We start from the raw sequence: 14305 nt of genomic DNA, 5'->3' as shown, positions 1-14305 counted from the left end.
TTTACTGTTTTAAATTCATGAAGCAAAAGTAAAACACCAAAAAACGGTAGGAATGGACAAATCGTTCTATTTCCCCTACAAATCCTGATTGTTCAAAAAGTCACTGACACTTTTCCCGGTACTTTTTTTAAAAAGCCTTGAAAAATAATCCGGATCATTAAATCCTAATTCATAGGCTAGTTCTTTTACGGAAAGATTCGAATAACGCAATTTCCGCTGGGCTTCCATCATCAGGCGGTTAGTGAGGAAATCCTTTGGCGATGTGCCGGAATATTCTTTTACGAGCCGGTACAAACTATTGGAAGTTAACGATAATTTCCCGGCAATTGCATTTATGGACGGTTGTTCCGTAAGATGTGTTTCCACCATTAATTTGAATTCTACAAACTTTGATAAATTAGTATTTACAGTAGCAACCGGTTCATTTTTAAAATACGCATTGTTCAATTCCGACAACAGCAAATTCAAGTAGGCCAATGTTATTTCCGAATCGGTCGAATGGCTATCAGTATAAAGTATCTGATTTAAAATCTCAAAAACTTTCCTCACCCGTTCCCTTGCAGGGCTCTCTAAAGTTATCGTTTGCGAATGTAACGGATTGACTAGAAACGAAAAGCGTTGCGGCAGCAAAGCCAGCGTATTTTCATCAAACAAAACCTTATAATATTGTAGAGGGCCCGTTTGGGCAGGTGGCACAAAAATCTGGTTGGGCATCGCAAAAAGCAAGTCCCCGGCAGTAATGGTAATATCTTGCAAGTCCAATTGGTAAGTAACGGAACCACTGTCAATCAATACAATGAAATAAGAAGCCAACCTACGGGGCTCAAGCTGTTTTTGTTCCATATCAGCAGCAGCGTAAGGATTCTCATTGGAGTTAACCCTAATCTTCAGCTTGTCGTGAGTTTCTTCTTGCATTGGTTTGTTATATATGGTAAATTTCATCATTTTTCCATTAAAAATCATCAAAAGGGTTTTTAATTTGTTGGATGCTTGATATTTACATGCATTTGTTTTAAGTTGGAGAAAGTTTGTTTTAAGTTGGTGAAGGTTTGTTTTAAGTTGGCGAACATTTGTTTTAAGTTGGCGAACATTTGTTTTAAGTTGGCGAACATTTATTTTAAGTTGGTGAACATTTGTTTTAAGTTGGCGAACATTTGTTTTAAGTTGGTGAACATTTGTTTTAAGTTGGCGAACATTTGTTTTAAGTTGGTGAACATTTGTTTTAAGTTCGAGAAGGTTTATTCTAAACAAAAGGGCATTATTTTTAAAATAAGGAATGTTTCCTTTTAAAACAAAGGATATGACTGGCTCCAAACCACTAACTGAGGTTGCTTATGGGCTGGGATTTGAGCACCCGCAGTCTTTTACCAAATTATTCAAGAGCAAAACCAAGTTGTCCCTTACCAAATTCCGGGTTGCTTTCAATTAAACTTAATAAAGTGATTTTCTGCTTTCCTTAAATTTTTAATTATTTTAAAAATCATTACTAATTTGCACAGTATATAGATTTAAACTTATGTTTACTGAAAAATCATACCCCTTGTTTAATTAAATATTTATAATGAAAAGAATTGTTACATCATTTATCACATACTTGTTTTTGACCAGCTGTAGTTTCCCAACCTATATATTAGACAATAAAGCACAAACCACCGGTTTGGATTTTAAAAATGGAAAGTGGCTCCTTAATGAAATTCAGGCTCCCTATGAAGTGAAACAAAAATTAACGGAGCTGGCATTAAAAGATTTCTCTTCAAATTTAAATGACAGATTAAGTTATGTTCACACTACTAAAGGATTACTGCTACCTAAAAATATTGCACTTAATCCAAACAAGAATGATTTAAGCAATTTAAAAAAAGGAACGGGTTTTGATTATTTCATTAATATTAAAGCTTCCACTATCAAAGATGAATTTGGCAGTCTCGACACTACCCCTCATAAATTTAATACAGGGAATAAGCAGAAAGAAGGTACCATCGTTGTAGAAGTATATGATTTAAATTTGTTAACCATCATCTATTCTCAAAAAGCTGTAGGATCAATAAATTTGCCTCAAGACAATCAGGATGTCCATTTTACTAAAACAGCCAGTAGCCTAATTTTAGGAGGCTATGGAAAGATAATAAATGATATTAATAGTAAATCGATTAAATAATAAAACTATTTCCTTTAATCATAACTAACAAATTCAAAAGGCTTTTGAGTAATTTTGCTGAAGTGCCTCGTCATCTACAAACCAATCTCTGTTGCCTTGAAGCTACCCTACTCCTATTACCTCAATCCAGACGCTGTTTTTTTAGCCAAAGACCTTTTGGGGAAAGTCCTGTTTACCGAACTGGATGGCGAAGTGACAGCAGGCATCATTGTCGAGACCGAAGCGTATTTTGGCATACAGGACAAAGCTTCCCATGCCTATGGCGGGCGGCGTACCGACAGGACGGAAATCATGTACAGCCCCGGAGGCGTTTCGTATGTATATTTGTGTTACGGTATCCATCACCTGTTTAATATTGTGAGTTCTGTCCAGGACGAGCCGCACGCAATACTGATAAGGGCCATTGAGCCGTTGGTCGGGAAGGAAATCATGGAACTCCGCAGGAATATGCCTGCCACCAAAGCCGCTATTTCATCCGGGCCCGGTTCTGCAGCCAAAGCATTAGGAATTGACCGTTCTTTCAATAAAAAGGATTTGACCGGAGACGAAATCTGGTTGGAAGACCACCACATCCGTTATGCCCCTGAAGAAATTGCAGCCACGCCACGCGTTGGTATTGCCTATGCCCAGGAAGATGCGTTTTTGCCCTGGCGTTTTTTTGTAAAGGGCAACAAATATGTAAGCAAACCGAATAAAATCTGATACGGGCACTAAAACTACAATCGCAAAGCACCGTATTTCAGGATGCAATAAATAGCGTGGCATCCGTCTTTCCAGTTGATTTTCTTGCCTTCATGATAGGTCCTTCCGTAATAGGAAATACCTACTTCATATATCCTTATCCTTTTGATGCGGGCTATTTTGGCCGTTACTTCAGGCTCAAAACCGAAACGCTTTTCCTTCAGCACCAATGATTGCAACATCTTGGCATCAAACAATTTATAACAGGTTTCCATATCGGTCAGGTTCAGGTTGGTGAACATATTGGAGAGGAAAGTGAGGAACTTGTTACCTATTGTGTGCCAGAAAAACAACACGCGGTGCGCATTCCCTCCCATAAAACGGGAACCGTAAACCACATCGGCATAGCCATCCAATACGGGCTGCAAAAGGATATTGTACTCATTAGGGTCGTATTCCAGGTCCGCATCCTGGATAATGATGTAGTCGCCTGTCGCCTGCCTTATCCCGGTATGCAGGGCCGCTCCCTTTCCTTTGTTTTTCTCATGCCTGAAAAAAGACATCCCCAACTCCGGGTTTTGGTGCCTGTAATTTTCAATCGCTGCTGCCGTGGCATCTGTGGAACAATCGTCTATTATAATGATTTCTTTGGCCATACCGCCCGATAAGACAGCTGCTTTTATTTTATCCAGGATTAAATGAACGGTCGCGGCTTCATTGAAAACAGGGATAATTATGGAAAGTTTTTTCATTACGGATTGGATAATAACAGGTTGTAAAAGTGTCTCAAGCTGTAAATATCAGGTTTTTTATAGGAACTGAAAAAAGAATATAAGGATATCTGTGCAAAATTTTAGAGGACCTGCCCACTCCCGGTTTTTTTTCTTTAATTTAGTCCACTGAGCTGTTAACGAGTAAAACAGGCCCGATCAGAATAATAATCCTTATGCAACGCCAATGAAAACCAATTCCAAAAACAACAACCAGCAGCCGGAGGCATCCTATGCTACCTATCTTCCTTACGTTCTTTTAGTATGCTGTTTTTTTGTGTATTGCAACTCCATAGGCCATGGTTTTGTATTGGATGACGAAGCGGTAATTACTAAAAACCTATTTGTTAAAAACGGTTTTGCAGGTTTTGGGGATATCTTTACGACCTTTTACTGGAGAGGTTATTGGGATTTGAACAGTGGTTTATACCGGCCGTTATCCCTGATTGTTTTTGCCATTGAATGGACGCTGTTCCCGGACAAACCCGGCTTTTTCCATTTTGTGCAGGTTGCTTTGTATACCGTTACGGTCTTGGCCCTTTACAATATGCTGAAGCGTGTATTGGAAGGCACCAACAAATGGTTGCCTTTTGGCATTGCCCTGTTGTTTGCCTTGCACCCGCTGCATACGGAAGTCGTAGCCAACATAAAAAGTTTAGATGAAGTACTGGCTTTGCTTTTTTTCATCCTTTCCACCAATTGGCTTATTAAAAAAGACGGTTACAGCTGGCAGGGATGCGTGTTCTTTTTCCTGGCTTTGCTTTCCAAGGAAGGGGCTATTGCTTTTATACCGGTTTGGTTTTTGCTTTTGGTACAGATCAGGAAGCAAAACGCCAGCCATGCTTTTAAGGCCATATTGCCTTTGGTCCTTACCGCAGGCCTCTGGTTATTGATCAGGACTTTGGTCATCAACAGCGGTTCCCCGGTTGTGGGATACACCTATGCAGACAATTCCCTTTTGGCTTGCAGCGATTGGATCAGCCAAAAAATGACAGCCATTACCGTTTTGGGGATGGGCTTGCTACACGTTTTGTATCCGGCGGGCTTGTCTTATGATTATTCTTATCCGCAAATACCATGTGCTACTTTTGCCAGTACAGGCTTTTGGGCCGCTTTGGTTGTTTTATGTGCTTTATTGGCTGTTGCCATTTATTATTTTAAGAGAAAACCGGTTGTCAGTTTTGGGATCCTGTTTTTCTTTGCCACTTCTTTCCTGACCAGCAACCTCCTATTCCCTATTGGTGCCACTATGGCCGACAGGTTTATGTTTGTCCCTATCTTGGGATTATTCCTGGCCATTTGTTATGTGGGATTTGAATTGACCCATGACATGCACACCCGCAAGGCAGGCACCGCAGCTGTTGCAATTTTAGGTATTGCACTGGTTTTCGGGATGATAACCCGCAGCAATAACACAGACTGGAAAAGCAATGATACGCTCTTTGCCAGCCATGCCAAAAAAGTACCTCACAGCGCCCGGGCCCAATACAACTACGGAACCGTGCTCCTGACTCATTCCTTAAACCACAATAACGACAGCCTGAACAGAGCTTTTGAAGCCTTAAGCCTGGCCCATACACTGGATCCCAAAAATATGGACGCTATATCCAACCTGGGGATTGCCAATTACCATCTGCAAAACTATGATGTTGCCGGCCGCTTGCTAAAGGAAGCATTGCTTGCCAAGAAAAACGACGACCAGATCAGGCTGAACCTTGCCGATACCTATGTCAAGTTAAAACAGATTGACAATGCCGTTGCCTTGTACAAAGAGGCCTTGCAAAACAACCAATATAATGAGAATTCGCACGGAAGGATTGGGGGTTCTTTTTTTGCCGCCAAACAATTTGGGGAAGCAGCTGCCATGTTCAAGTTAGGGACAATAGCGTATCCTGACAATGCGGAGCTTTGGATGAATTATGGCAACGCTTTGGCTGCAGGCTCGAACTACAAGGAGGCAATACCGGCTTTTGAGCAGGCCCTCCAGCGGAATCCTTCCCAAAGGATGGTGCTGTATTACCTGGCGCTTACCTACCACAACATGGGCAATGACAACAAGGCCAATGCTTATATGCAACGGTATCAAACCGGTGGCTAACCGGCTTTGAAGCCTTGGTTATTGCCAATGGCCGGCAAGCGGGATTTATCCGACACAATTCATAATGAATCATAAAGACCATGGTAAAAAAATTGAACCTGATTATTATTGTCCTTTTGCTGGCAGGCAAAACCTTCGGGCAAAACAAACCGATAGATAGCCTAAACATCGACAATATCAAATTCAGGCAGCAGGCTTTAATCCTGCCGATAGCCTTGATTGGATATGGAGTCATTAGCCTGGAAAGCCATACGCTGAAAGATATTAATGCTGAAACAAAGGAAGAATTTAACGAGCACATAGACGAAAAGCTGTCCCTGGATGATTTTTCCCAATACAGCCCGTTCGTATCGGTGTATGTCCTGAACAATGCCGGCATCAAAGGAAAAAACAACCTGAAGGACAGGACTATTATATTGGGCACCGCTTATCTGATTATGGGGGCCACGATAAACATCATCAAAAACACCGGAAATGAATTAAGGCCTGATGGGACCTCCTACAACTCATTTCCCTCCGGCCATACGGCGACCGCTTTTATGGGTGCCGAATTTTTGTACCAGGAATATAAAAACGTATCGGTTTGGTATGGTATCTCAGGCTATATGGTGGCCGCCGGGACCGGTTTTTTCAGGATGTACAATGACAGGCATTGGCTAGGCGATGTTTCTGCCGGAGCCGGGATTGGGATCTTGAGCACCAAAATTGCCTATTGGATCCATCCGTTGTTGAAAAGAACGATTTTCAAAGGAAAGGAAAACCTCAACGGGATGATTATACCCGTTTATAATGGCAAGCAGCTTGGTTTGAGCATGGCCGTAACTTTTTGATGACGGCCTTATAATTATATAACATAAAAGAGGGTTTTTAAAACCGATTTCCATTCCCCGGGCGTAATTTTATCAAGTTACACTTAAACAATAGGAACCATGGCAAAGCAAACCGAAAAACAGCAAAGCAAAATCGAAAAGGTGATGCACGAATTTAAGGAAGGCGACCTAAAATCCGGAAAGGACGGAAAAGGAGGCACCGTAAAAAACCGGAAACAGGCAATAGCCATTGCCTTGAGTGAAGCCGGAGTGAGTAAGAAGACTTCTAAAAAGAGTTGAATCAAGAAAAGAACATGGAGAATGGAAAATAGAAAATAGAGGAAAGAGAATAGAGAATAGAAAATGGAGAGATGGATTTGCAACTAAAATGTTATTCCTTACCTCTATACTACCGTCTATGCTCTTTCCTCTTTCCTCTTTCCTCTATCTTCTCTTTTTGTGTCAAAAAAAATCATTTGAAAAATTTTGCCACAAAAACTGTTGCAAAATATTTTTTTTAAAAAATTTGAAACAATTTTTGTTGCAAAAAAAATATTTTGAAAAATTTGCAACAGGAAAACCATAGTTGTTGAATATCAGATTTACATCCATAATCCATATCTGAGATAGTATCAATGTTTTTGTTTAGTTTTGCTTTCATATAAGCATATTAGCAACAATCCATGAAAAATCTATACTTACTATTCCTTTTTACTTTTTCCTTATCAATTTCAACCTTTGCCCAAAATCTAAAACTGCCAATACCTACTAAGTCATTTTTATCCGAAAGCAAAAAATACGATAATGCCGATGTGGAATACTTCACAAAATATTTAGGAAAAGGCTCCAGGAAAATTTTAAAAAGGTTTGATGAATCAAACGAAATCTGTTCTTCCATTTATACATTTAAAAACGGAATAGTAGTAAAGAACAATTCATGTTCTGAAGCAGGAATCGAAACCCAGATAATTTTTAAAGGTTATGATAAAAACGAAGTTGTGAAATTTGTGGAATGGTTTTTCAAAACCAAAGACAATCAATGGAATAAATCAAAAACCAAATACGAGCCCTTTGAAAACGATGCTGGCTGCTATTTCGAGATTAAAACAACTAAAAATCAAATAGTATTACATTATTATTGTGGTTGTTAAGTTGGCGTATTGCTAACAGTGGCTCCATCAGTACTTAAAGAGATTTAAAAATGGATAAATTTGAAACTTGGAAAAAATATGAAATATTTGATCTGTTTAATGATTTAGAACAAGCTGAAGAAGTTTTAAGCAAACTAACAGGTGGATATTCCAATAATTTTAATTCGGTTGAAGATTTTCATAACGCTTTTGTTGAAGAATTATATGATTTAAAAGGTCAAAATATTCCTGATTTTAAGCACATACGCTTGTGGTTCGCACCGACTTCCGCTTGGGATGATTTTGTGGGGCTGGCCGGAATGGAATTGGCAAATAGGATTTATGAAAGGGCAAGCAATTGGAACAAGAATGAGCTATGATGCCCATCCCATTGAGTGCGTTTTAATGCCAAATGCCATTGGAAACAGATTAAGGATTTTGAATAATTATTATATTAGCTAGTGAATGTAGTTTTTGTCATACATATCTACGAAAAACAGAGGTGTATGTATGACGTTATCAAACATATTAACAAGTTATAGGCAACCAAAATGAGACACTGTATTAACATAACAATTTTACTTTTTTGGACGACTTTCTCGTTTGGACAAATAGAACTTCTGCCACGAAAAGACAATGAGACCGCTGAGCAATTTGCTGAACGACAAAAACCAGAAAACGCTACTTTGACACATAAGGTTTTAGAAACAAAATGGAACGGAAATTCCACGATAATTTCGCTTTACGACATAACATACAAATTACCAGAACAGAATGACCCAGACCAGCAGACATATCATAAAATTGTTGGATCTGTATTTTCTGAATTGGATAAAAACACTTACAGTAAAATAACTTTTGGAACAATAGATACTGAAGGTGGCAATCCGTCAATTGAAACCGTCTTCTTTGCAAATGCTGACAACGACAAGGCAAAAGAGTTAATAATAATAGCTTCTTGGGAGCAACGACATTATGATGTTAATGGAACGCTCTACGGTACTTACGTTTTTGATGACGAAACTATTGAGAAAACACTTGATTTGAAATTTCTTGAAGAAATAAGCAAAAAACTTGACGGAGGCTGTGAATGCAATTGGAGTGACGGAACAAATAAGAAATCAAAATTTAAAACAGCATTAGAAATTAAAAAAGAATTAGTCAGACTCGGTTATAAACAATAAATCAACTTTTTTATAAAAAAGCTACAACGTCATGTTATAGCTTTTGTTTTACTATGGCTCAAAGTCGGGAGACTTTGCGCAGCGGGGTATTCTTTTTTAGGAGCTATTTACTTCGTCAGTTCGCTTCGCTCGTGCCCTGCTATCCGTTTCAATCTTTTTCTCTCGTCTGAAACGAGAGAAAAAGGATTTCCACTACTATCAGGGCTAGGGCAATCATTTTCAAAAGACATTTTTATTCTGATAAATACATAAAAAAATCCTAACCATTACAGTTAGGATTCTTCTATCTTATTTCTCAATTCGCTTTTATTATTTTTACAATTTAGCTTTATAAAAATGTTATCATTTACATGTTATATATCCCGTATAAGCCGTGCATTTGTCTAAAACAACTTTTTTTATCTCGTTCCAATTTGTAAGCAACCGTAATAAAGAATGACCATTCCAAACGCCACAGTCTCAACGACAAACTGTCCTTATCAATTAAACAGCAGTCAATTAAATTCTTCATGGATTGGTTTTCTTGACGTAATAGCTTGTTCTCATCAAACATTATTTCGCTGTCAAAATATCTTGCATGGTCGGTTGGAAATACTCTTTTTCCACTTTTCATTTTTGCTTCTGCAAACAAGTCTTCATTTTTTTTGTAGAATCTGTATATTTTGCTTTTACTGCATTTAGTCGTGATTATAAATTCTTTGATATTTTCATATTTCATTTTGTTAATGTGTTACTACTCATGTTATTTTTAGATACAGGAATCCCATACAAGGGTATTAATCAAGCATCATTTACAATAAATATTAAGAAATTCTCAAAAGTGTAGCTTAATTGGGACTTTTTTGGAAATATTTTTTTTCTTAACCAAAATATTTATGTCTCAAAGTGACACAGCTGGAAATGTAACGGCAAAACTCGGAAACAATTTTCGCATACTATCAAGTGAATGCGGGGCAAATTAGCCTAATTGTGTGGCTGAGGCTGATAACTGAAAATGACCAAATCGTGGATTTTGATTTTAAAAATGCGGATTGAGAGGGGGTGGGGTGTCGTTTTTCCAGCTGTGCCTAATTTGATATATAGATGTATTTAGGTGTCCGACACCACTTTTACGGTACATATAAATACATAATAAGAATCTTTGAAAATAAAAAAGGGACAGGCGCCTTACGCCCATCCCTTTACCATATGCTATTGAAACAAATTACCAACAATCATTAAAAAAAGAATATGATTGTCTTAAGTTTTGGGCTATTTTACCTTCATCATCAGAAAACATAGTATATGTTTTGCCCTTTTTCAAAACCCAAGATTTAAGAGATGAATCACTGTATAATGTATCCGTAATCTTGTTATTTTGCTTAATCAGAAAAGAATAATTGACATCCATCATCATATCATTACCTTTATTTTTTAACGATTTAACTTCGTCAAGAATATTGTAATTTCTTATTTTTAAAATAACATGCTCATCTTTAAAAGCCCAAAATGATTTTTCATTCGTTGAAGATGGGTGGGTGGTGACTGTACCCATAAATTTAATAGCTGTTATACTATTCTGTCCAATTTCATCATCATTTTGAAAAGTTTTTTTAGTACTGCATGAGTAAACTAAAGTTAATATCAAAATTATTTTAATATAATTCATTTTTTTCATAATCTTAATTCTTTACTTTATTTGACAATACACCTGTGGTTTGTACACCAGTTGCATAATAATTTCGTCTTGGAAATTCTCCTAAATTAATATTTATCTGCGTGGATAATGTTGTCGCTTTTGACTCTTCAGCATTCCTAAAATATGGAGTTAAATTTCTTGTACTTATATCTGCCTTCCTTTTAAAATATTCTGTCGGGTTTGTTGCAAAATTAAATGCATGCCCTATTTCATGTCCCAAAACAGAAGTTGGTGAATTTACTCTCGTAGTTGGCTTTAATTTTCCGTTGCTGTCATATAAATCAGATATTTTTTTAGCATCATTAGTGTCATTATACATAACCCCTTCTTTTCTGTTGAAATATATCGTTCCTATATTATTTTTTGTTTTAGTGGAACCATCACCAGCATCAGGATAACTTCTACCATCAGAAAAATGAGAGCCACCATCTTCACCACCTTCAACAACTGATAATTCACGTTTATCATCCATTAAAGTTTGCATTAAATTTGTTTGTTTTCCATCAACTTCAATATTTGAATTCTCATAAAGAGCATCTAAGGCTTTGTATGCATCTGCTAAATAACTATCTTTTATTTTAGTATAATCTCTGTCTTTTTGATATCCATACTTAACTTTTTCTTTATTATCTTTTCCATAATAGATATCTATTTCGTTTCCATCTGGGTCAACGAAGAACATTGGATTGTTGAGGGCGTAAGTATATGGAGATAATGGGAGATATTTTTCAGCTTTAGCATCCATATTGCTCCAACGTCCTAAAGCTGGGTCATAATTTCTAGCCCCATAGTCGTAAACATTCAGTCCCAGCTCGTCCTGTAATTCTTTCCCATTAAATTTGAACTGATACGTCTTAGCACAACCGCTGCACGGTTCCAACACAACCTTGCCTCCGTCCTTAATGTACGTTTTCTGGCTCATATTGTAGTTCTTGTGCTTCAGCCCAAAAGGATAATAGTTATTCTCTTCCAATACTTTAAGAACGCCTGTAGCAGGATCTACACCGTAACTCAACCGCACATTGCCCAGGTGGTCGGTGTAATTGAACACGTAGTTGTATACGTTATTGCCGTTTACCACCGTGTTGTTCACATACCCTTCATCATGCGAGAAGAACTGCAATACGCCATCCACATACTGGAACCCGTTAAAGTACTGGGTAGCTGTTACCGTACTGCCTTGGGTTACGTTTTTCTGCAATTTGACACCTGCTGCGTTGTAAAGGTATTCTTTTTCTTTTGTTTTAGGAGCTGTTTCCTGCTATCCGTTTCAATCTTTTTCCCTCGTCTGAAAACGAGAGAAAAAGGATTTCCACTGCTATCAGGGCTAGGATTTTGCTTTTCAAAATTAGCTTTTGTTTTCACCAGGGCATAAAAAAATCCTAACTGTAATAGTTAGGATTCTTCTATCTTATTTCTCAATTCGCTTTTATTATTTTTACAATTTAGCTTTATAAAAATGTTATCATTTACATGTTATGTATCCGTATCCGCTTATCACTAACTTTGATACATTACCAAACCCACCAGTCTTTATCATCATGAAATATGCAAATTTCAGAAATAATTTCAGGGTTATTGGGGTTTATATTTTCAAGAATTTTAGAATCTCCAAAATCAATTGTTATACTTTCATTTTCAATAATAGAAACTTCCTTTACTTTTTTTCCAATAAAATCACATAATTTATTCCGATACTCAACATCTCCAAATTTATAAATCTTATTTTTGATTTCAACAACTGGCCAAATATAAAACGTAAATCCCATTTCAAAGAAATGTAATTGCAAATAATCTTTGACAAATTGTACAGCAATTAAATCTTCATTATTTAATTTATTATTAATGTCTTTCATTTTTAATTGTTATTTATTGGAATATGCCCTGCAGGGTCACTATTAGATATAGGTCGACCTGTTGCAGGGTTAACTGTTTGAGGTGTTGGTGTTGCATTATTCATATAATTAACTCTACTACCTTGATTAGCATTCGCATCCATAATTCTTACTCCCGTTGTTCGAGGATCCATCCCAAATCCTCCTGAACCACCTTGATAAACCATTCCAGTGCCTCGCATAGGCTGTGTTGGCCCAGTAGCACCTTCAGGAATTGGAATTGCATCACCTCCTGTTGTAACTACAAAGTTAGGAGATGTCATATTAGTATTTGAACTATTAGTTGTTTCTGTTGTTACTGGTGCTTTAGGAGTTGAAGCAACTTCAGCTGTTTCAGCAGTTACTACAGCACTTGTGCTACTTTTAGCTGCTTTATGTGTTATTGCTACGACAGTTGCTACACCCGCTATCTCTCCCATAGCTTTAAAATCCCCTTTTAAAGCTTTTCCTCCTGTATTAATCACTGCTGGAATTCCAGTACCATCCACAAATTGTTTTCCAGCTCCTTTTAAATCTCCATTGACAACACTTTTACCCATGCTGTATGCCAATTTTACCTGGCCAATTACTTGATTGTGTAATTGAGCTCCTTCAGCAATATTTTTAACAGATGAAACAAAACCTTTAGCAAATTGTTGAACATTACCCATCCAAGTTGGCCATGGCCACATTCCATCAGGGTCCTGAAAGTAAACAGGATTGTCAAAACAATAATTGTACGGTGACCATCTACGTCCCAATTCTCCTTTAGGGTCCATTTGTAAAAAACGACCATTTGCTGGGTCATAAGCTCTATTATCATAGTCGTACAAGTTAAGCCCTAGTTCATCTTGCCATTCTTGACCATTAAATTTATACTGATACGTCTTCGCACAACCGCTACAAGGTTCCAACACAACCTTACCACCATCCTTAATGTATGTTTTCTGGCTCATGTTGTAGTTTTTATGCTTCAACCCAAATGGGTAGTAGTTGTTTTCTTCCAATACCTTAAGAACGCTTGTGGCAGGGTCTACTCCATAACTCAATCGGACATTACCTAAATGATCGGTGTAATTGAACACGTAGTTATATACATTGTTGCCATTCACGACTGTGTTGTTTACGTACCCTTCATCATGCATGAAGAATTGCAAAACACCATCCGTGTATTGGAACCCATTAAAATACTGGGTTGCTGTTATCGTACTCCCTTGGGTTACGTTTTTCTGCAACTTGATACCTGCTGCGTTGTAAAGGTATTCAATTTTTGTACTGTTATTATTGTTGAACACGATTTTTATAGGCAAATTCATATGGTTATACACAATTTGTGTAATCCCTTTATTGGTATCGGCCGTCATATTCCCATTGGCATCGTAGGTATAATCGTCGGCAGGATCGCTCGTGCCGGTACTATCATCCTTAAACCCGTTGGTGTTGTTAGTGCTGTCAAACACCTTCATCAATTGGTTTTTGTTATCGGCATGGTAGGTATACGCCAGATTGTCCACTTCCAGAGAATAATCCGCATCGTCATACTCTCCCGTGCGGGTTAGAGCAGTAATGTTCCCATTCTTGTCATACGCCAATGTCTCATTGTACGAGTTGGTCGTAGGTGTAGCCGCACCTGGTTTTTGGTACGTTGCGCCTGTCAATCGGTTCAGGTTGTCGTAATTATAACCGTATTTACGCTGCACGTTATCGCTGCTGGTGCGCCAAAACGTTTCACTAATGTTCCCGTTATATAGGGGCGGCACGCTGTACACTCCATAGCTTTGGGTATCGTTGTCCTGGTAATTCACCTTAAAGGCAAACAAATCTACAGGGTTAGCCCCTTGCGTCAGGTTCGCCACATCGTTTATGCCTTTAAGCCAGCCACGGATGTTGTAATTATAATCTACTTTCTGTAGGCCCAACGCT

The 14305-nt window shown here is 37.9% G+C and carries 15 protein-coding genes; 8 read left to right on the top strand and 7 right to left on the bottom strand.

Annotation, left to right across the window (positions count from 1 at the left end; translation table 11 throughout):
* Positions 1–75: 75 nt before the first annotated feature.
* Positions 76–915 (bottom strand): helix-turn-helix domain-containing protein, encoded by an 840-nt coding sequence (locus tag E4635_RS07590; RefSeq protein ID WP_135526038.1) that lies wholly within the window; start codon positions 913–915, stop codon positions 76–78.
* Between the two features lie 646 nt (positions 916–1561).
* Between E4635_RS07590 and E4635_RS07580 the strand changes: the two genes are divergently transcribed.
* Together E4635_RS07580 and E4635_RS07575 are read left to right on the top strand one after the other, a co-directional pair.
* Positions 1562–2158, top strand: coding sequence for a hypothetical protein (locus tag E4635_RS07580; RefSeq protein WP_135526037.1), 597 nt, complete (start codon positions 1562–1564; stop codon positions 2156–2158).
* A 96-nt stretch (positions 2159–2254) separates the two neighbouring features.
* Positions 2255–2860: a DNA-3-methyladenine glycosylase gene (locus E4635_RS07575; RefSeq protein WP_135526036.1), complete on the top strand. Its 606-nt coding sequence runs from the start codon at positions 2255–2257 to the stop codon at positions 2858–2860.
* Between the two features lie 14 nt (positions 2861–2874).
* On the opposite strand, the gene E4635_RS07570 is transcribed toward E4635_RS07575, so the two are convergent.
* Positions 2875–3591, bottom strand: coding sequence for a glycosyltransferase family 2 protein (locus tag E4635_RS07570; protein WP_135526035.1), 717 nt, complete (start codon positions 3589–3591; stop codon positions 2875–2877).
* 205 nt (positions 3592–3796) lie between these two features.
* Between E4635_RS07570 and E4635_RS07565 the strand changes: the two genes are divergently transcribed.
* The 6 genes from E4635_RS07565 to E4635_RS07540 all read left to right on the top strand — a co-directional run bounded on the left by E4635_RS07565 (position 3797) and on the right by E4635_RS07540 (position 8830).
* On the top strand, positions 3797–5707 hold the full coding sequence (locus E4635_RS07565; RefSeq protein WP_135526034.1) for a tetratricopeptide repeat protein: 1911 nt from the start codon (positions 3797–3799) through the stop codon (positions 5705–5707).
* A gap of 80 nt (positions 5708–5787) precedes the next feature.
* Positions 5788–6537, top strand: coding sequence for a phosphatase PAP2 family protein (locus E4635_RS07560; RefSeq protein ID WP_135526033.1), 750 nt, complete (start codon positions 5788–5790; stop codon positions 6535–6537).
* A 99-nt stretch (positions 6538–6636) separates the two neighbouring features.
* Positions 6637–6816 carry a DUF6496 domain-containing protein gene (locus tag E4635_RS07555; RefSeq protein ID WP_135526032.1) on the top strand — a complete coding sequence of 60 codons (180 nt, stop codon included), beginning with the start codon at positions 6637–6639 and terminating at the stop codon, positions 6814–6816.
* Positions 6817–7199: 383 nt separating this feature from the next.
* Positions 7200–7667 carry a hypothetical protein gene (locus E4635_RS07550; protein WP_135526031.1) on the top strand — a complete coding sequence of 156 codons (468 nt, stop codon included), beginning with the start codon at positions 7200–7202 and terminating at the stop codon, positions 7665–7667.
* A gap of 50 nt (positions 7668–7717) precedes the next feature.
* A complete protein-coding gene (locus E4635_RS07545) occupies positions 7718–8026 on the top strand; it encodes a hypothetical protein (RefSeq protein ID WP_135526030.1) in 309 nt (102 codons plus the stop codon).
* 171 nt (positions 8027–8197) lie between these two features.
* The gene (locus tag E4635_RS07540; protein WP_135526029.1) at positions 8198–8830 is read left to right on the top strand and encodes a hypothetical protein; all 633 of its coding nucleotides are present in this window, start codon (positions 8198–8200) and stop codon (positions 8828–8830) included.
* A gap of 346 nt (positions 8831–9176) precedes the next feature.
* Here E4635_RS07540 and E4635_RS07535 read toward each other — a convergent pair whose 3' ends face one another.
* The 5 genes from E4635_RS07535 to E4635_RS07515 all read right to left on the bottom strand — a co-directional run.
* Positions 9177–9548 (bottom strand): hypothetical protein, encoded by a 372-nt coding sequence (locus E4635_RS07535; protein ID WP_246020725.1) that lies wholly within the window; start codon positions 9546–9548, stop codon positions 9177–9179.
* 486 nt (positions 9549–10034) lie between these two features.
* The gene (locus E4635_RS07530) at positions 10035–10487 is read right to left on the bottom strand and encodes a hypothetical protein (protein WP_135526028.1); all 453 of its coding nucleotides are present in this window, start codon (positions 10485–10487) and stop codon (positions 10035–10037) included.
* Positions 10488–10491: 4 nt separating this feature from the next.
* The gene (locus E4635_RS07525) at positions 10492–11709 is read right to left on the bottom strand and encodes an RHS repeat-associated core domain-containing protein (RefSeq protein WP_135526027.1); all 1218 of its coding nucleotides are present in this window, start codon (positions 11707–11709) and stop codon (positions 10492–10494) included.
* A 313-nt stretch (positions 11710–12022) separates the two neighbouring features.
* Positions 12023–12364 carry a hypothetical protein gene (locus tag E4635_RS07520; protein ID WP_135526026.1) on the bottom strand — a complete coding sequence of 114 codons (342 nt, stop codon included), beginning with the start codon at positions 12362–12364 and terminating at the stop codon, positions 12023–12025.
* A 2-nt stretch (positions 12365–12366) separates the two neighbouring features.
* Positions 12367–14305, bottom strand: a 1939-nt coding sequence (locus tag E4635_RS07515; protein ID WP_135526025.1) for an RHS repeat domain-containing protein, incomplete at its 5' end; no start/stop codon positions are given.

This window comes from Flavobacterium humi, assembly GCF_004745595.1.
Lineage (GTDB): Bacteria > Bacteroidota > Bacteroidia > Flavobacteriales > Flavobacteriaceae > Flavobacterium > Flavobacterium humi.
Note: the sequence above shows the minus strand (reverse complement) of the source record. Positions and strands in the feature narration are given on the sequence as shown.

Coding starts and splice junctions, on each gene's coding strand:
- E4635_RS07545 (WP_135526030.1), top strand. CDS start 7,718: ATGGATAAATTTGAAACTTGGAAAAAATATGAAATATTTGATCTGTTT.
- E4635_RS07550 (WP_135526031.1), top strand. CDS start 7,200: ATGAAAAATCTATACTTACTATTCCTTTTTACTTTTTCCTTATCAATT.
- E4635_RS07555 (WP_135526032.1), top strand. CDS start 6,637: ATGGCAAAGCAAACCGAAAAACAGCAAAGCAAAATCGAAAAGGTGATG.
- E4635_RS07530 (WP_135526028.1), bottom strand. CDS start 10,487: ATGAAAAAAATGAATTATATTAAAATAATTTTGATATTAACTTTAGTT.
- E4635_RS07560 (WP_135526033.1), top strand. CDS start 5,788: ATGGTAAAAAAATTGAACCTGATTATTATTGTCCTTTTGCTGGCAGGC.
- E4635_RS07580 (WP_135526037.1), top strand. CDS start 1,562: ATGAAAAGAATTGTTACATCATTTATCACATACTTGTTTTTGACCAGC.
- E4635_RS07590 (WP_135526038.1), bottom strand. CDS start 915: ATGCAAGAAGAAACTCACGACAAGCTGAAGATTAGGGTTAACTCCAAT.
- E4635_RS07570 (WP_135526035.1), bottom strand. CDS start 3,591: ATGAAAAAACTTTCCATAATTATCCCTGTTTTCAATGAAGCCGCGACC.
- E4635_RS07520 (WP_135526026.1), bottom strand. CDS start 12,364: ATGAAAGACATTAATAATAAATTAAATAATGAAGATTTAATTGCTGTA.
- E4635_RS07535 (WP_246020725.1), bottom strand. CDS start 9,548: ATGAAATATGAAAATATCAAAGAATTTATAATCACGACTAAATGCAGT.
- E4635_RS07565 (WP_135526034.1), top strand. CDS start 3,797: ATGAAAACCAATTCCAAAAACAACAACCAGCAGCCGGAGGCATCCTAT.
- E4635_RS07540 (WP_135526029.1), top strand. CDS start 8,198: ATGAGACACTGTATTAACATAACAATTTTACTTTTTTGGACGACTTTC.